This is a genomic window from Acidobacterium sp. FHG110202_01 (assembly GCF_059115305.1).
Genome location: NZ_JBZYWJ010000005.1, coordinates 247,433 through 266,311 on the forward strand (window position 1 = coordinate 247,433; position 18,879 = coordinate 266,311).

Here is an 18,879-nt window from a genome sequence, read left to right on the forward strand (position 1 = left end):
ATGAAATCCATTCTGCGAATGATTGGAGCCGCGGTACTCATACTCTCGCCGACCGCGTTCAGCTGCCTCGCGCATGCTCAGGTTTTGTACGGCACTCTTGTCGGAACAGTGACCGACCCAAACGGAAAATCGGTCCCTGGTGCAACCGTCATTGCGACCGAGATCCAGACCGGAACAGAGCACCGGCAAACGACAAACAATGAAGGCGGTTATGATCTTCGCGACCTTTTACCTGGTGTTTACAAAGTTCAAGTAACGGCCAGTGGATTCTCGCAAGCCGAGCAGACCGGCCTCAATGTTCGAGCGAACCTCATTTTGCGCGCCGATGAGAAGCTGAGTGTCGCAGGATCCTCGCAGACAGTCGAGGTCAGTGCAGCGAACACCGAACTGCAAACCGACAGCGGAACAATTCATGGCGAGCTCACAAGCAAAGAACTTAGCAACATTCCAATCGGGGGATTCAACAACTACCAGAGCCTTCTGAGCCTGCTGCCGGGCGCCACTCCATCGCGATATCAGAACTCTGTAATGGACACTCCATCCCGGTCGTTGACCACCAACATCAACGGATCATCCCGCAATAACAATGAGACCTCCGTGGATGGTGCAGCTATCCAACAGGTCTATCTTCCGCACCACACTCTCTATAACCCGCCAACCGAAGACATCCAATCTGTCGACATTGTGACCAATAGTTTCACCGCCGAACAGGGATTGGCTGGAGGTGCAGTGGTGTCCGTCATCACTAAGTCCGGAACAAATCAATTTCACGGAACGTTCTGGGAGGAAAATACAAACTCGGCACTTGCCGCACGAAACTATTTCTACAACAAGACCTATTTCTCGGGTGCGGGCAGTTCGGCACCGAAGAACATCCTCAATCAGTTCGGAGCAAACATCGGTGGTCCAATACTTCACGACAGACTCTTCTTCTTCTCCGGTTTCGAGGGTGTGTCTCAACGCCAGCTCTACCCCGAAATCGTCTCGGTACCAACGGATGCTGAGCGAAACGGAGACTTCACGGGCCTGGCGGCGCTGTACGATCCCAATACCGGTAACTCTGATGGAACGGGACGTGCAACCATAGCCAGCGAGAATGCGGATGGACGAAATGCGATCGAGAGTGGCATGAGTCCTGCGGCACTGCGAGTTCTCGCTCTCATCCCACACGCCAATCTTGCCGGAACTTCAAACAATCTCTCCGTCGCAGGCACATACAGTCTGGACCGCTTCTCCTTTGACGAAAAGGTGAACTGGCAGATCGATCCGAAATCTTCGATGTTTGCCAAGCTGAGCTACCTCAGAGCAGACGTTATGTCTCCGAGCACGCTGGGAATCGGTGGAGGCACAGGTCTCAGCCCCGGAGGCAGCAACTCGGGCTCCGGCTATAGCCAAACCCGCATTTTCATCGGCGGTATCGGCTATACACGTACTCTTTCGCAAAACCTGTTGGTCGATGCGAACTTCGGCGTAGGACATAATGGTCTCACATGGTATGAGGCTGATTTTGCCAGGAACCTCGGGCCAGGCCTTGGAATACCAGGAACCAACAGCGACGGCAATGGCAGCTACGGCGCCGATCCCAACCAGGCAGGCTTGCCTTCCTTTGCGATTACCGGGCTTGAGACGTTTGGCAATCCTGACGCTTATACCCCGGAGTTAAAAAACGACTTTACCTATACATACGTTGGCAATCTGACATGGGCGGTTGGTTCGCATACGCTTCGTTTTGGAACACAGATGCTCAACAATCATCTGAACCAGTATCAACCGCAGAGAGGGTTTGGCCCACGCGGTGGCTTTACCTTTACCGGCGGCGTGACCGCTGTCAAAGGTGGAGCGTCTCCGACCTCCGCCAACGCGTTCGCGCAGTTCCTGCTAGGGCTTCCGGACTCACTTGGAAAGAGCTACCAGTTTGAGAACCCCATCAAAGAAACCGAGTGGCAGTATGGCTTCTATGCACAGGATCAATGGCAAGCTTCGCACCGCCTGACCCTGACCTACGGACTCCGCTGGGAGTTGTATCCCATTATGACGGGCATGGATCGCTACGATTTCACAACGAACCGCATGATTCTTGGTGGCACCAATGGTCAACCAACCGGCGCCGGATCGAACTCCAGCAAGCTTCAGTTCGGTCCTCGGCTTGGATTTGCTTATCGCGTCAATGACAAGACTGTCATTCGAGGCGGATACGGAATCAGCATCGATCCTTATCCCTTCACCCGCGCCATGCGCGATCCCTATCCGGTGACCATCGCGCAGACCGTCAATGCAAACAACTCTTATGTGGCCGCCGGCAACTTCATGACCGGTATCCCTGGATTTGCGACCGTTGCGCCGGTAATTGATACTGACGGCACAGTCGCACTCCCGCTCAGCGCATACACAAAAACTCTGCCCGCAGGTACCTTCCGTCGAGGCTATGTAGAGTCGATGAACTTGACAGTTGAGCGCTCGCTCCCTGCTGGTTTCAACCTCACCGCGAGCTACGTGGGAACGCAAACCATCCGGCAGACTACATACTTCGAAGCCAACGCAGGACAGACTCCTGGACTCGGTGCAGCGGGCCAGCCCCTCTACACGGCATTCGGACGCAACGCAGAAACCCAGGTCATCCTTCCTTACAACACAGCCCACTACGATGGATTGCAGTTTAGCCTCAAGCATCCCTTCAAAGATGGCGTGCTGTTAACAGCTTCGTACACCTTCAGCAAGTCGATTGATGAGGCCACAGACGACGACAGTGTGCCGCTCTTCAATGCAGCGGCCTATCAATATCGCAACCGCGCAGTCAGCGACTTTGATCGCAAGCATGTATTTGACATGGGCTTCACTGCCGAGCTTCCTTTCGGAAAAGGGCATGCGTTCCTGCGTGAGCCTGGCTTAGCCAGTGCGCTCGCCGGGGGATGGAAGGTGAATGCCGTGATCTCAAAATACACCGGTCTGTCATTCACGCCCGTAGCCTCTGCAACCTCGCTCAACGCAGCGTTCAATACGCAGGTCGCGAATCAACTCAAACCTCAAGTCGCAACACTGCATGGGATCGGGAAATTTTCTACATGGTTTGATACAACTGCGTTCGCTCCCGTCACGACAGCCAGCTTTGGCACGGCAAGCCGTAACTCGCTGCGCGGCCCCGGCGATGCGGATCTTGATCTGGGACTATCCAGGGAGTTCCCAATCAGGGAGTGGCTCCATTTTGAGCTGCGAGGAGAAGCCTTCAATCTCACCAACACGCCGAACTTCGCGGTTCCAGCAAACAATGTCTCCAACAGCAACTTCGGTCAGATCACTTCAACGTTTGGAAGTGCCGCAGATTCGAGGGTCATTCGATTTACGGGCAAGCTGAATTTCTAAGTTCTTCAGTTTGCTCAAAGCAGTTGCTGGTGCCGGCTATGCAATCTTAGTCGGCACCACCGTTCTCGTCATGGCTTCTCGAACACTATTTACGGGCCAGACGCTCGAATTTAAGACCAGGAACCAATCCATTGATCAATCGCAGAACAATATCAAGGCGAGCGTTCGCTCGTGCAATCACTTCGCTACCACTTGCGGCTTGCCTGCCGTCGTTCGGAACCACAGGTTCGGCACTCCTCAACCACGATATGATCCTTGCCTTTATAGCCCGTCATCGCAAATCCAGCGGGGGCTACGGATGGCTATCGAGAACTAAAGCGCATATCACGCCGACCTTTGCTGCTGTCGGGTGCTACCGCCTGCTGCAGTCGCCGATTCCCGAGACTGAAGTTCTGGCTGATTTTGCGCGTTCGCACTACCCGGTCCCTGAAGGGCTGTCACAACAGCCGCTATGGAGGATCGACTATGAACAGGCTCAGATATTGAACTGGCTTGGTCGTGCCATCGCATCAGACAAGCGTGCGATGTTGCAGGAGCCATTTGTCTACAACACCTACTTTGAACAGAACGCGTATCCAACACTTCAGCATCAGGCAATGGCTGTCCGCCTGAGAAAGATGATCGGCGCTGACGAGAATCACTCTTCAACAGCGTGGGAGCGCTATTTCAAACTGCGCAGAAGATCAAATGGCACATTCAACAATTCTGTTGCAGCTGACGGCTCTGATGGTCACATCGTCAATACGCTTTGGGGCATGGGGGCCCTGCAAGACCTTCAACAACAAGTAGAGCTACCGGCCAATGGAATCGGCTGGATAAAGAATTGTCAGCTCGCCACTGGCGGATTTACCTGGAGCCCGTCTGCACAGATCGGACGGTGCGAAAACATGATCTACACATGGGCCGCAGTTTCTTTGCTCTCTCAGGTCGGGGCAAAGCCAATGGATTGGGATGGCTGTGTTCGCTGGATCAACGAACAGTTCACCACCGAAGGTGGCTTTCGAAGCTCGCCGGAAGCCAACCCAAATCTCACGGCAACCTACTACGCGCTCGACGCGTTAGGGATGCTTGGCGCTTCGGTGTCGGGTACGACTCGTCGACCGCCTTTTCGCAAGAGCCACACGTTACCTTCCACGCCCAAGATCTATAGCGCGCAGATTGAAGCCCCGGGTAATGGTAGCCCAAGCGAGGCGGTCGAACTGGCCAAAAAGTTGAATATCCAACTCTGGACAGCAAAGAACGCTTCGCGCGAATGGATCGCCGAGGCACAAAGGATTGCCAGCTTGCATCGTGTCAGTGTTCAGTTCGCTCGGGGAGATGAGGAATACGGAACCTACACAAGCATCCGCGGTTTCGGGATATACAGCCATCTGGACGACCTGGTCGCTCCTGGTGGCGCACAGCTCGGACTATATCCTCCGCAGAAGGACGTTGCATTGCCCTGGACAGAGTTCCGCGATACACGCATCAAGACCATCCGTGAAGGCAAGGGACGTATGGTGTGGCAATTCAATGAGAATGAGGAATTGACGCGCGTTCTGCTGGACGAGGCCTGCCGTACGGGCGACTATGGCGTAATCAGCAGCTTTCATTTTGGGCTCGATGATTTTCTCGATTTCGAACCCTTCCTGATGGAGTGGGAGGGGCGGATTGGCATGGTCGGGCTTCAGGACTCTCACGGTGGAGAGAGCTGGTGGTGGGCTGATCAACTCGAAGGCTTCCGAACGCTCTATCTTGCGGAAGATCCCTCTTGGGACAGCTTCGTCAAGGCAATCGACAACAAATGGGTCTTATCCGTTCGACGAGATGCGTCCACAAACCACCAGATCGAATGGGGTGGTGCATTGCCTGAGGTCCGTCAGTTCGTCGCCGATCGAGAGCAGAACTGGTCATGGTGGGATGCGAGTCACTCCAGTCGGCCGCTAGCCATGCTGACGGTACTTAGGCCGGACATGCCTTTTGAGGTTGGCGCTCCAAAAGAGGGGCTAAGCATTCGCGTGCGTTTGCGCTTCGGGTTGGGTGATAGCCCAAACAAGGCAGTTCTACAAGAACGGCAAAGCGAACTAATGTCCATGCAAATCGACGGTCAGGAGGTATCTCCAGAAGAAGTCATCCTGGCCCATGACCGATACCTCATCCATCATGTGCCAGAAGCTGGACCGAGAACGGCCGCCATAGTAGTTCGCGATCTGACAAGCCGCCGCACTGAGACTATTCTTGCCGATCTCAAATAGCACTCCACTCCGCAAGCTTTGACGACCGAATATCACTGGAAAGGTGGCTACTGTGCCAGACAAACTACCAACCATCACGCGTCGCGCAGCCCTGCAGAACCTCGCTGTATCCGGTATTGTTTTCCTGATACCCTCCGACAGTACCGTCCAGAACGTACCGAGCCCATCGCAGGTTTATCCAGTCGCTGGTGCAAAGCTGCAGCCTTGGACGCTTGGCACTTTGGATATTCATCACATCTCCACCGGCCGGGGCAACGTCGCATTTGCTGTCTGCCCCGACGGGACGACGATCTTGATTGACGCTGGTGCTCTGCAGTCCTCGCCCGATTGGAATAGCGATGAGAAGTATCGAATCTCACCGCTTCCGAACGCATCTCGCAGACCAGGAGAATGGATTGCTCGCTACATCTCCCGCCACATGCCAACTGGCCGACAGCCCGAGATTGACTACTTCGTTCTGACCCACCTCCACCCCGACCACATGGGTGGGCTTGATCTTCTGTCGCCCAGAAAGGTCATGTCCCGTCTAGGTCCCTATGCGCTGACTGGAGTCATGGACGTTCACGAACAGGTTCCTATCAAGATCATTCTCGACAGGGCTTATCCCGATTACAACTATCCCGTCGAGTTAAACGATCCTCATCAACTCAACTATCGGAAGTTCATCTCTTCTTTCGTGCATAACGGCGGAACCGTAGAACGTTTTGTACCCGGTTCCTCAAGACAGATAAAACTTCGCCACTCGAGTCCAGAGGCCTATCCGACATTTACAGTGCAGAATTTGGCCGCTAACGGAAAGGTCTGGACTGGAAGAGAAGACGACGCGATTGAGACGTTCCCTCCGTTGAAGACCCTGGCAGCAAGTGACTATCCGACCGAAAATAAGTGCTCGGTTGCATTGCGGCTGACTTTCGGAGGCTTCCGCTATTTCTCGGCCGGCGACATGGATCACGATACATCCTTTGCACGGTTACCGTGGGGAGATATTGAGGCAGCAGTAGCGAGAGCGGCAGGCCCTGTGGATGTAGCCGTCGCAAACCATCATGGCTATGTGAATGCGTGTGGACCGGAGTGGGTCAGATCGCTGCGCCCCAGAGCATTCATCGTGAGTGCGTGGGACTCAGCTCACCCGACAATCCCTTCGCTGGACAACATGTTGAGCCAGGACCTTTATGCCGGTCCACGCGATATATACTCGACCGCCCTTAAACCGGAGAACATCATCGCCACCAAACGATTGAAAGAGATTCAGAGTAGAAATGGTCACGTCGTAGTACGTGTTGCTCCGGGCGGACATTCCTTTGAGGTAGCTATCACTACTAACTTAGAGGAAAGTGACAGAACAATCGGCATGTTCGGGCCGTACAAAACGATGTCACTGATCAAGTAGCAATGCACTGATCCCGCTGATAGTCGCTCGGTCTTCACGAAGGCAGCTCAGCTTTATAAGACTCCGGCTTTGTCACAGACTGAAAGCGAAGGCTGAGTACCAGGGGAACCGCCATTGCGTTGACAACCAGTGCAGATAGCCAGATCGCACCGGGCCATCGGTCCCTGACGACGAAGTAGAAAGTCGAGAACACGAGTGGCCCTGCGATGGATGCCATACTCATCGCAGAGGCCAGCACTCCCTGAAACTGGCCTTGTCGGCTCTCGTCAACCAGCCGGGTTGCGAGTGATTGCAAGGCCGGAGTTCCTATGCCGGCGAGCGCAACAACGGGCATAATCGCGAATACCATCCAGCTTTCCTTGATGAAAGCCAATACAAGTAGCGCGGCACAGGCTCCGGCAATGCCGGTCAGGACGGTCCACCGCTCGCCGACCAGACTAACGGCCGGGCCTGGCAGGAACGCCTGTGCCAATGACTGGCAAACGCCAAAAGCTCCTAGTGACAAGCCAATCCATAGACCGTTCCACCGGAACACGTCGTTGCCCCAAAGAGCCCAACACGTCCCGTAGACCTCGCCCGTAGCACTCAATAGGAAAAAGGTCGCGATCATTGGCAGCAAAGTCTTCATAGAGAATGCCCACTGCAAAGGGCGGAGCGGATTGAGCGCCCGGAGATCTATTTTTTCGTGGCCGGGCGTATGGGACTCTGGCAGAACGAGGACCGCAAGAAGGAGGTTCCCTGCGTTCAGCACGGCTGCAGCGATGAATGGCAGACGCAGCCAATGGTCGCCCAGGACGCCACCAAGCACAGGGCCGAGGATGAAGCCGATACCGAACATGGCATTGAACAAGCCAAAGCGCTTTGCTCGTGTTTCCTCTGGCGAGATGTCCGTGATGTAGGCTGTCGCTACGGAGATATTAGCGCTTGTCAGTCCCGCGATAGCGCGGCCAGCGATCAGGAATGCGAGCGATAGCGCGAAGGCCATCAGCCCATAGTCAATAGCCGCGCCGCCGAGCGAAATCAGCAACACCGGCCGGCGGCCCAACCGGTCGCTCAATGAGCCCAGGACCGGCGCAAATGCGAATTGCATCGCAGCATAGAGCGCTGTAAGGATGCCGATATAGGACGCAACGTTCCGGGCGTGGGTTACGTCCTCGATCAGTCGCGGCAGGATCGGAAATATCAGGCCGATCAGCCTCACAACCGCAGCTGGGAGCCGCATGGTTTCTTTCAGGATGACTACCATGTGGCCGCCAACCTGACGCTGAATCTTGGCATGCGCTATGACTTATTTACGCCCTATACCGAGATCAACAATATACTTTCCAACTTCGATACCGATCTGGCGCGGATTGTCGTTGCCGGTCAGAACGGCATCGGCAGCACAGGCAATATCCGGACGGACTACTCGAATCTTGCGCCACGCATCGGCTTTGCCTATACGCCAATACAGCGCACGGTGATTCGCGGCGGTTTCGGGATGACATTCGTGCCGGAGAACATGACTTCTGGAGCGGCGCTGGTGAACCAGCCGTTTACGGCTACTTATGGCCCGGTGACACAGTCCACTGCGCCTGCCGGTTTTTCGAAGTTTGCCAACGGCCTTCCGACTCCGGTTCCGAACAGTGCGGCCAATCCAAGTGGAAGCGTGAGCGCAGCGGTCGATCCTCATCTCAAATCCACTTACATCGAGCAATTCAACCTGACGGTTGAACGCGAGTTCGGGGGGAACGTAGCCAGTCTTTCCTATGTAGGCGAGCTGGGTCGGCGTGTCGCCTTCTATGTATCGGATTACAACGAGGCAATTCCCAACAGCCAGAGCTTCGCGAATCCAAACGACACCACCAGCCCGACTCCGAAGCTCTCAACATTCAACTACAACACGCTGCGGCGCTTTTATGCGGAGCAGCCGAATGTTACATCAATTCCATACTGGACGGGCACGGCGATGGCCAGCTACCACGGATTGCAGGCGCTGTTGAAACGCCGCCTGAGCAAAGGGTTGGACATGCAGGTGAGCTATACATGGGCGCGCGGCCTGGATGATGCCGAGGCGATCAGCAACGATGGCGGCAATGGTTTTGGTTCGGTACCGTCACTGATTCCGACGCTCGAGTACGGCAACTCCAATCTTGATGTGCGCCAACGCGTCACAGGTACTTTCAACTACACGCTGCCCTTCGGGCAGAACCTGCATGGCTTAACCGGAGCGCTCGCGAAAGGCTGGCAGGCAAATGGTCTTGTCGTTTGGAACACGGGCATGCCGTTTTCCGAAGTGAACCTGGTGAACCGCAGCGGAACGCGGCCGGGGGCGGGCAGCTCGGACCGTCCGAACATGGTGGCTTCCGGCAGAGTCAATCACCCCACGATTGAAAAGTGGTTTGACACCAGTGCTTTTCAATTTCAGAAAGTGGGAACAGTAGGCAACCAGCGCCGCAACCAGCTTTACGGGCCGGGGCTGCAGCGCGTCGACCTGTCGTTGTTCAAGAACTTTCAGCTTCTCGATCGGCTGAACCTCGAATTTCGGACAGAGGCGTTCAATGTCTTGAACACGGCGCAGTTCGCCTTTCCCACATCTGTGCTCGGCAACGCCTCCAACGGCATCATTACCAGCACTGCAAATGCTTATAATCCGCGCATCATTCAATTCGCCGCAAGATTGAAGTTCTGAGGAACGACATGCGGCGAAGAGAATTTCTGAAGACAGGTTCTGCGGCAGCACTGGCAGCGATCGCGGGGCGCGGCGGGTGGGCATCGCCGGCGGCGCCCCGCATTGCCTTTGGCGGCATCGGGATTGAGTGCAGTACGTACAGCCGCATCCGGGCGCGGCTTGAGGATTTCGACGTTCTGCGGGAGCAGGCTCTGGTATCGAACCAGCGTTTTGCATTTCTCAAGCGGTACAACGTTCCCTTTCTGCCGACGCTGGTGGCGACAGCAACTCCGGGCGGCCCGGTAACGCGGGACACCTACGAAGCAATCAAGGCTGACTTCCTCGCGCGACTGAAAGCTTTGCTGCCACTCGACGGTTTGTTTCTGCCTATGCACGGTGCGATGTTTGTGGATGGAATGCAGGATGCCGAGGGTGACTGGATGGAATCGGCGCGCGCTGTGGTGGGGCCGGATTGCCTGATGTCAGCGAGCTACGATCTGCACGGCAACGTCAGCAAGCGCGTGGTGGACAACATCGACGCATTCTCAGCCTTTCGCACGGCGCCGCATATCGACCGCGAAGAGACCATGATTCGCGCGTGCGACATGCTGGTTCATTGCATCCGTGAGCGTATACGGCCGACGCTGGTATGGGCCCCGATTCCGGTGCTGATGCCGGGCGAGCGCAGCAGCACGGAGTGGGAGCCGGGAAAACGCCTGTGGGCGCAGCTTCCGGCCCTGAACCGCGAGCCGGGAGTACTGGATGTATCGCTGCTGGTGGGTTATGTCTGGGCCGACGAGCCGCGGTCGACCGCTTCGGCGGTGGTGACAGGCACGGCGCTCGATACGGAGAAGAAGATCGCGCTCGACCTGGCGAAACAATACTGGGATGCGCGCAAGGAATTTCAGTTTGGCACGGAGACATGCTCGGCCGATGAATGCATCAAGAAGGCCATGGCAGCAAAGACGCAGCCTGCCATCCTTGCCGACTCGGGCGATAATCCAACCGGCGGCGGAAACAGCGACCAGGCGACGATGCTCGAAGCACTGTTACGACTGAAGGCGCAGAACGTGGTCTTTGCCGGCATCACCGACAGGCCTGCAACCGATGCATGTTATCGCGCGGGCGTTGGCGCGACGCTGCCTCTCTCGATCGGCGCGACACTAGATCCTCAGGCGAGCCGCCCGGTCAAGGTGAAGGCAACGGTTAAGTATCTGCTGCCTGCCGACAATCCTGCGCTGCGCGAGGCCGTGATGCAGATTGAGGGAGTGACGCTGGTCGTCAGCGCGAGGCGGCGTCCTTATCACGACATTGTGGACTTTACACGGCTTGGCCTTCAGCCGAAGTCATTCAAGATTATTGTGGTGAAGTCGGGCTACTTGTCGCCGGAACTGGAGCCGATTGCGAATCCAAGCCTGATGGCGCTAACAGATGGGGCTATCAATCAGGACATCGTGCATCTGCCTGCCAATCGCTACAGGAAGCCGACCTATCCTTTCGTAGACGATCTTCAATTCAAGCCTGAGGTGTACGTCTCGGCACGCAGTGGGCTTTTAAGTAGCACCACTGGGCATTTTTATCATCCAGCTTGAGCGCATCCTGATCACCGGGAGACTTCTTCTACGCGTCCAGACGAAGGACCGTCACGATAAGTGATATCGCGAACACCATGATGCCGATCCAGGCGAACAGAATGAGGTCGGACCACATAGCGGTACGACGGGTCTCGATTTTCATCCATTTTCGCTGTTAATCAAATGAGAATTTATTTTCTTATTGACAATCAAAATCTACAGGACGTAATTTCTCGCTTTGATTCCAGGCATGCCCGCGCCAAACAAGGCATGTGAATGCACAATCCGCATCAACCCTTTTGTCGAGGCTGATTATGAGGCATATCAGTAGTTTGCGGTCTGACCAATGGTTCGGTGTGTGTGTCCTGATGATATTGGTGTCGCTGTTAGCCTGTGCTTCCGCGTGGGCACAGACAGCGGGCGAAGGCGCGATCCGCGGAACCGTTACAGATGCAAGCGGTGCGGCTGTGGCAAATGCAACCGTCACTGCTATAAATACGGCGACCAGTGTGCCTTATACCCGCACTACTTCATCTGATGGACTCTATGCCATATCGCCGGTTCTGCCCGGGACCTACACGGTTACAGTGACGGCACAGGGGTTTCAGTCTTACAGGCAGGAGAACCTGACGGTCAATGCGCTGACGGTCACACCGCTCAATATTGCGTTGAGCGTTGGCGTGCAGACGCAACAGGTGACCGTGACGGCCACGCCGCCCGCGCTTGAAACCAGCAGCTCCACTCTCGGCGGAGTGATGGAGAACAAGGAATACCAGAACCTGCCCATTCAGATGAATGGCCAGCAGCGCGACCCGACCGCATTTGCCACGCTGATGCCGGGAACCCAGACAGGAACGCGCGCGCCGGTGATTGGAGGAACTGGGAATTATCTGGCCGAAGTGTATCTGGACGGAATGCCCACGACGACCATCAACCAGCAGGGTGACAATCGTGTCATCTTCAATGCCGTTCCTGTGGATGCAGTCGACCAGTTTCAGGTAGTGACCAGTGTTCCGGGAGCGGAGTATCAGGGCGCCGGGCTGATGAACTTCACCGTGAAGTCCGGTGGAAGCGAGTACCACGGCACGGTCGCTGACTATGTGCGCGCAAGGATGTTCGACACCTGGGGATTCTCAACGAAGGCTCTTACCGTCAAGAACGCAGAGGGACAGACAGTCCCGGCCCCCAAACCGGATGAACACCAGAATGAATTGGTAGGAACTGCCGGCGGCCCCATTCCGTTTACAAAGCACAAGGGCTTCTTCTTTGTGACTTATGACCGCTATCACGGGCGCTTCGGAGTCAATCCCAACACGCTGACCGTTCCTACTGCCAAAATGCGGCAAGGCGATTTCAGTGAGCTGCTGACGACAGACAGCAACGGAAACACAATCGGCCAGATTTACGATCCCACGTCAGAAGCAACCTGCACCGCCAACAATACCAATGGCACTCCATGCCGCTATCAGTTCGGCTATGGCTACGGAGGCATTCCCGGGCCGAACGGAAATCCTGTGCCTGCAGGATCGCCGAACGTGATCCCGCAATCCGAGCTTTCTCCCATCGCGCAATACATGCAGAAGTTTCTGCCTGATCCAACGAACTCGCAAACGACGAACAATTTTCTCGGCGGCGTGCCTTCCGGATATGACAACTGGCAGTTTGTCACGCGCATTGACTTCGACCTGACAAAAAGCCAGAAGCTTTCCTATGTGCTGGCCCTGGGAAGCCGCACGAATGTGCCGTTTACCGTCGGCAACAACGGCATCGTGCTTCCTGTGCCTTATACCAATGGCGGAATCGCAGTGATCAAGCCTGTGTTTATGGACGTCGAGCACTCGATCGTGATCACGCCTTATCTTGTGAACCAATTCAAGTTTGGATACACGCGATTTGCGCAGCCGATACAGGCAATCACCGACGGCGTTCAACAGTACATGGCAACCTCAGCAGGTATTACGAATCTGCCGCAGGGGCAGGCTTCGACTGAATTACCCGGAGCGACCTTCAGCAGCAGTACGCTCTTCCCGCAGGTGCAGTCTGCATGGACAGCAAACGGAGCATCAGGCGCGACGCAGACAACGGTGCCAAACGCCTTCACTCTCGTGGACAACTTGCAATGGGTGAAGGGCGCGCATTCGATGACCTTCGGCGCACAGCTGCAATGGCTCCAGGACAATGTTGCTTCGCAGCTTGGACCCTCCGGCATCCTCGCCATGACGTATAACGCGAACTCCACCGCTGACTTTGCCTCAGGCGCGCAAAGCCTCGACCTCACCAGGGGCGGCTATTCGTATGCGAGCTATCTGCTGGGCGCGGTAGGCGGCTCGCCGAGCATTGCCATCCAGCCCTTCAGCACAACCGGCGGGCGCTACCATCCCATCTCGCCTTACTTCCAGGATGACTGGAAGGTGACGAAGAACCTCACGTTGAATCTGGGCCTGCGTTGGGATTACTTCCCGCCATTTGAAGAAGTGCTCGACCGCTGGAGCTTCCTGAATCCGGCGGGCATCAATCCGGCGACAGGCAATCCCGGAGTTCTCGAATTCGCCGGGAATCGCGGCGCGGATATCAGCTGCAATTGCCGTACACCGGTCAGCACCTACTGGAAGAACTTCGGCCCGCGCATTGGATTTGCCTATCAGCCGGATCCGAAATCCGTTGTGCGCGGTGGTTTTGCCGTGGCTTATTCTCATGCCGGAGGAACCGGAGGACGCGCAGGCGCTGGCAACGGCACCGGACAGCTCGGCTTCAACGTGAACGCCACAGCGCCTGCCGAAGTAACGACAGGAACAAGCGCGGGTCCGTCTTTCTATCTGAATAACAGCGCTTATTTCCAGTCCATCGGATTGTCGAATACCGCATTCGGCGGCCCCGGCTACACGTTGCCGACGCCGCAGGCTCCCAGCACCGCAAGCCTCATTCTGAGCACAGGAAATTATCTGAACAGCAGCGGCAAGTTTGTCTCTGCATCCAGTGCTCCCGGTTATGCCGATCCTTATCTCTCCGGACGCGCGCCTGAATTCGTCTTCTTCAGCTTCGGCATCCAGCATTCGATTACGGAGAACCTGACGGCAAGCGCAGACTATGTCGGCACGGAGAGCCACTTCGTTGCCGCCAGTGGCTCGAACGTTCGCGGGTACTGGTCCAACCAGTTGAATCCTGTGTACCTCACCGGACTCGGCGGCGTAGCAGCGGCTGACGGCACGCCGATCCTGAGCGCTCCTGCCACTGCGGCCAATGTTGCCATCGCACAGCAGGCCATGCCCGGCATCAGTGTGCCTTATCCGGGATTCACAGCAGCCGCGGCCCAGAATAAAAGCGTCACCATTGCGCAGATGCTCACGGCGTTTCCGCAATACAGCGGTGTGACTGATACCTGGGGACAGAACAGCGCAAACATCAGCTACCATTCGCTGCAGTTCTCGTTGCAGCAGCGGCCATGGCACGGGCTCACGTACACGGTGAACTACACGTACTCGAAAAACCTTGGCGACGACGGCACTTTCCGCAGCGGCTTTGCCATACCCGCTGGCGCCATGTCGAACGGCAAGGCATACAGCATGGACCGCATCGAGCGTTCGTATACGACCATCGCTATGCCGCAGACACTATCCGCTTTCGGTGTGTACCAGCTGCCTTTCGGAAAAGGAGGCATCGGCAATGACAATTTCCTGGTGCGTGCACTGGCCGGCGGATGGCAATTGTCCAGTATCTACACCTACCACTCAGGCACGCCGCTCGCGATTACCTGGGGCGGCTGCACTGCTCCCGGGCAAGGCCAGTGCATGCCTGACCTGAACCCGAGTTTCTTTGGCCATGGCTCCGCGCGTAAGAACGGAAGCTGGGGCAAGGGAATTACCGCGGCGCAGCTTGGTTCCACAATCCAGTACATCGACCCGAACGCATTCACGCAGCCGGGCACTTTCGGAAATGCAACCAAGACGCCTGTCTACAAAATCGGCGATGCGCAGCGCACGGCTCCTTGGAACCTGTGGGGGCCGAGCACATGGAACGTGGATGCCAGCGTGCGGCGCTCTTTTCCGATCACACGCGAACGCATGCAGTTCATTGTTGAAGCGGACTGCCTGAACGTGGCAAACCACAACACCAAAGGCGGCATTAACACTGCGTGGGGCCCGGGCTCCACTACATTTGGAACTGTTGGATCGGCCAGCGGCAATCGTGACTGGCAGTTTGCCGGACGCATTAACTTTTAGCCTCCCGCTAAAAGCGGGGCTCGCAGAAGAGCGTGGGTCCCGCATCTTTTTTCGAGGAAAAAACAACATGCTCTTCGCGAGACAGCTTACTCTGCTCCTGGTTTCAACTTGCGCTTGCATCGCAGTTGCACAGCAGCCTAAAGAATGGGTGGATCCCGATACCGGGCACCGCATCGTGCGCCTCTCAGATGAAGACCACAGCGGCAGCCTCTATTTCAACCTCAACGGCTACAGCCCCGACGGCAACCAGGTGCTCATCACCACGCCCCATGGATTGGCGAATGTAGATCTGCGCACGCACAAGATCGAGCCTCTCAGCTCAGACACGCACGCGCATCCGATCATGGTGGGAAAAAAAACAGGGCGCGTTTACTTCGTTCGCGACAATGCAGCCTGGTTTCTCGATCCCGCCACGCATAAGGAAACGAAGATTGCCGATATGCCCGCGCACGGCAGCCTCGCGACTGTGAATGCTGATGAAACTCTGCTGGCCGGTACCTATATCGAGCCGCAGGGCGTAGAGAAGATGCAGCAGATGGCTCCTACATCGCAAACGCGCGATGGCCGCGGCCGCATGCTTGAGGATCGCTACTCCGCGCATCTGCCCATGGCGCTGTTCACGCTCAACATCAAAACAGGCGAGCAGAAAGTCCTGAACCGCAGCACCGAATGGTTGAACCACCTGCTCTTTTCGCCGACGGATCCCAGCCTGCTGATGTTCTGCCACGAAGGCCCATGGCACAAAGTAGACCGTCTATGGCTGATCCACACCGACGGCTCAGGGCTGATGCTCGTCCATAAGCGGCGCATGCAGATGGAGATTGCCGGACACGAGTTCTGGGCCAGAGACGGCAAGACCATCTGGTACGACCTCCAGACTCCGCGCGGCGAAGATTTCTGGGTCGCCGGATACAACGTCTATGATGGCCACCGCACCTGGTGGCACCTGCAGCGCAACGAGTGGTCGGTGCACTTCAACGTTTCTCCCGATGGAACGCTCTTTGCCGGAGACGGCGGCGACAACAGGATGGTAGCGCATGCCCCTGACGGCAAATGGATCTATCTTTTCCACCCCAGGCTCAATCCCAACGCAGGCGTTGACGATAAAGATTTGATCGAGACGGGTGCATTTGAATCAGAGAAACTGGTTAATATGTCGAAGCATGATTACGCACTTGAGCCGAATGTGAACTTTACTCCCGATGGAAAGTGGCTCGTCTTTCGCTCGAATATGTCAGGCTCCGAGCAGGTGTATGCCGTGGAAGTCGCGAAGGAGCCGGGTCGTGCAAACTAGGCTGACGCACTGGGCCATCAGCGGCATTCTCGTCTGTTCTGCTTTGCTCTGCGCAGCACAGGCGCATCAGCCCACTCCCGGGCAGCGCGCGGGCATTGATAAGGACAATGCCCGCCACTTCGGCGACGATCCGGAAAACCCCGGCCCGCTGGCAACCGATCTTTCGCCTGCGCTCAAGCCGGAGACCATCCACAAAGCCATGCGCAAAGTAGCGGACTGGGAGTTGGCGCGCTCCCAGCCTTACTTCGACCGCATCTGGACCTTCAGCGTCATGTACGCCGGCTTTATGGCCGCATCCGATTCCACGGGCGATCCTCGTTATCGCGATGCCATGCGCGAGATGGGGAAGAAGTTCAACTGGCAGCTACGCTCGCATCTTCCAAACGCCGACGACCAGAGCGTGGCCCAGTCATTTCTCGAGTTATATTTTTTCGACCATGACCCTGCAGAGATAGCGCCGACACGCACTGAGCTGGACGCGGTATATCCGTTGGAAAAGGACCCGCAGGGGCGCATCCCCTGGTGGTGGTGCGACGCGCTCTTCATGGCGCCTCCAGTATGGGCGCGCATGTATTCCGTCACGAAGGACGGCAAGTATCTCGACTACATCGACAAGCACTGGGCAGACACGCAGGCGCTGCTCTATGACAAGCAGGAGCATCTTTTCGCCCGCGATGCTACCTTTCTCGACAAGCGCGAAATTAATGGGCAGAAGATTTTCTGGTCGCGCGGCAATGGTTGGGTGATGGGCGGTATTGTCCGCGTGCTTCAATACATGCCAAAGAACGACCCACGGCGCGGCAAATATATTGCGCTGCTCAAAGAGATGGCCGAGCGCGTCAAGGAGCTGCAGAGCGAGGACGGCCTGTGGCATGCCTCCCTGCTCGATGCGCAGGATTATCCGTTGCCGGAGGTTTCCGGCTCGGCGCTGTTCGCCTATGCTATGGCCTGGGGAGTGAATGAGGGAATCCTCGACCGGAAGATTTACCGTCCGGTCGTGGCTCGCGCCTGGAAGGGCATGCTCGTGCACATCTATGCGGATGGCCGCCTGGGCTGCATTCAGCAAACCGGAGCCGCTCCGGCCTGGTACAGACCGAGCGCAAGCTATGACTATGGCACAGGCGCGTTCCTGCTGGCAGGCTCCGAAGTAGCGCGCATGGCGAAACACTAGGCCTGCTCCTTATGGCCGCTGATTACTTGCCATTCCACGCGGAGATGGAGGTCGCCTTCGGAGAAAAGTACTTTTCAAATGGATCGCCTGGAAGTGCTTTCAGCCCGGAGACGACCGCAGCAGCATTGATCTCTGCGCCGGCCCGCGATGTGTGCGTATGGTCGGAAGGGAAGAGCGGCACGACCTCCGCTTCACCCATGGTGTCGTACTGTTGGGCGATGATTTCATTCAGGTTCACAAACGCGATGTGAGACTCCGAAGCAATCTGCCGCGCCCATCCTCCATAGTTGTCTCCGTTGCGGACGGTTTTGCCGTCCTTCCACATGTTCCGTGGAATCGGGGAGCAGATGATCGGAATAGCGCCTTTCGCCTGCGTGTCTCCTGCATACCTGCGCATATACCAGCCATATGTATGCACTGTTTCCTGTTTTTTCATGATTGGATTCCAGATATCGCGCGCTTCATCGCCTACGCCGGAAATCGTTCCGCGCGCTCGCGCTGAGTCATCGAGCGGCGCCCCGTCGTTATGACCGAACTGCATCAGAACATAATCGCCTGGTTTGACAAGAGCGAGGGTCTCATCCCAGAGCCCCTCGGTAATATAGGTGCGGCTGCTGCGCCCGCCGCGCGCCCGATTGACTACATTGATCTTTGAAGTATCGAAGTAGGCGACGAGCGGCTCTCCCCATCCCCAGAGGCTGTCCGCTCCAGCACCGCTGCCGTTGCGCACGGTGGAATCGCCAATAAGAAAGAGCGTAGGCAAAGCAGGGTTCTGCGGAACAGGCAGGTTGGCGTGGCCGGGAGGAGTGACCGTCGGAGGGAATTGAGTAAATCCTGCTGCTGTGGAAAGAAGTAGTGCAATTCCAGCAATCGTCAGACAGCGCATGAGCATAGATATGTGGTCAGTCCACTGTAAGGTATTGGAGAGCAAACCTGGCTGTCAAGATCGATTACAGATGCGTGTGTAATTCACATGAGAAGCTTGT

10 protein-coding genes are annotated in these 18,879 nt (G+C 56.5%); 8 read left to right on the forward strand and 2 right to left on the reverse strand.

The features are described 5' to 3' along the window. The 3 genes from AC5S16_RS12550 to AC5S16_RS12560 all read left to right on the forward strand — a co-directional run bounded on the left by AC5S16_RS12550 (position 1) and on the right by AC5S16_RS12560 (position 6,984). Positions 1–3,360 carry a TonB-dependent receptor gene (locus tag AC5S16_RS12550; RefSeq protein ID WP_493930414.1) on the forward strand — a complete coding sequence of 1,120 codons (3,360 nt, stop codon included), beginning with the start codon at positions 1–3 and terminating at the stop codon, positions 3,358–3,360. A gap of 131 nt (positions 3,361–3,491) precedes the next feature. Continuing rightward, positions 3,492–5,594 carry a prenyltransferase/squalene oxidase repeat-containing protein gene (locus tag AC5S16_RS12555; protein ID WP_493930415.1) on the forward strand — a complete coding sequence of 701 codons (2,103 nt, stop codon included), beginning with the start codon at positions 3,492–3,494 and terminating at the stop codon, positions 5,592–5,594. A 52-nt stretch (positions 5,595–5,646) separates the two neighbouring features. After that, positions 5,647–6,984: a ComEC/Rec2 family competence protein gene (locus tag AC5S16_RS12560; protein WP_493930416.1), complete on the forward strand. Its 1,338-nt coding sequence runs from the start codon at positions 5,647–5,649 to the stop codon at positions 6,982–6,984. Between the two features lie 34 nt (positions 6,985–7,018). On the opposite strand, the gene AC5S16_RS12565 is transcribed toward AC5S16_RS12560, so the two are convergent. Beyond that, positions 7,019–8,230: a TCR/Tet family MFS transporter gene (locus tag AC5S16_RS12565; protein WP_493930417.1), complete on the reverse strand. Its 1,212-nt coding sequence runs from the start codon at positions 8,228–8,230 to the stop codon at positions 7,019–7,021. On the opposite strand from AC5S16_RS12565, the gene AC5S16_RS12570 reads away from it, so the two are divergent. The 5 genes from AC5S16_RS12570 to AC5S16_RS12590 all read left to right on the forward strand — a co-directional run bounded on the left by AC5S16_RS12570 (position 8,126) and on the right by AC5S16_RS12590 (position 17,893). Beyond that, positions 8,126–9,655, forward strand: a complete 1,530-nt coding sequence (locus tag AC5S16_RS12570) for an outer membrane beta-barrel protein (protein WP_493930418.1) — start codon at positions 8,126–8,128, stop codon at positions 9,653–9,655. The two genes, AC5S16_RS12565 and AC5S16_RS12570, sit on opposite strands and share 105 nt — an antisense overlap. 8 nt (positions 9,656–9,663) lie before the next feature. Continuing rightward, positions 9,664–11,226: a M81 family metallopeptidase gene (locus AC5S16_RS12575; RefSeq protein ID WP_493930419.1), complete on the forward strand. Its 1,563-nt coding sequence runs from the start codon at positions 9,664–9,666 to the stop codon at positions 11,224–11,226. Positions 11,227–11,576: 350 nt separating this feature from the next. Further along, entirely contained in the window at positions 11,577–15,428 is a 3,852-nt protein-coding gene (locus AC5S16_RS12580; protein ID WP_493930594.1) for a carboxypeptidase-like regulatory domain-containing protein, read from the forward strand. 67 nt (positions 15,429–15,495) lie between these two features. Further along, a complete protein-coding gene (locus AC5S16_RS12585; protein WP_493930420.1) occupies positions 15,496–16,722 on the forward strand; it encodes an oligogalacturonate lyase family protein in 1,227 nt (408 codons plus the stop codon). Beyond that, the gene (locus tag AC5S16_RS12590) at positions 16,712–17,893 is read left to right on the forward strand and encodes a glycoside hydrolase family 88/105 protein (protein WP_493930421.1); all 1,182 of its coding nucleotides are present in this window, start codon (positions 16,712–16,714) and stop codon (positions 17,891–17,893) included. The genes AC5S16_RS12585 and AC5S16_RS12590 overlap by 11 nt, the downstream gene beginning before the upstream one ends. Before the next feature lie 22 nt (positions 17,894–17,915). On the opposite strand, the gene AC5S16_RS12595 is transcribed toward AC5S16_RS12590, so the two are convergent. Further along, positions 17,916–18,785 (reverse strand): rhamnogalacturonan acetylesterase, encoded by an 870-nt coding sequence (locus AC5S16_RS12595; RefSeq protein WP_493930422.1) that lies wholly within the window; start codon positions 18,783–18,785, stop codon positions 17,916–17,918. Positions 18,786–18,879 lie beyond the last annotated feature (94 nt).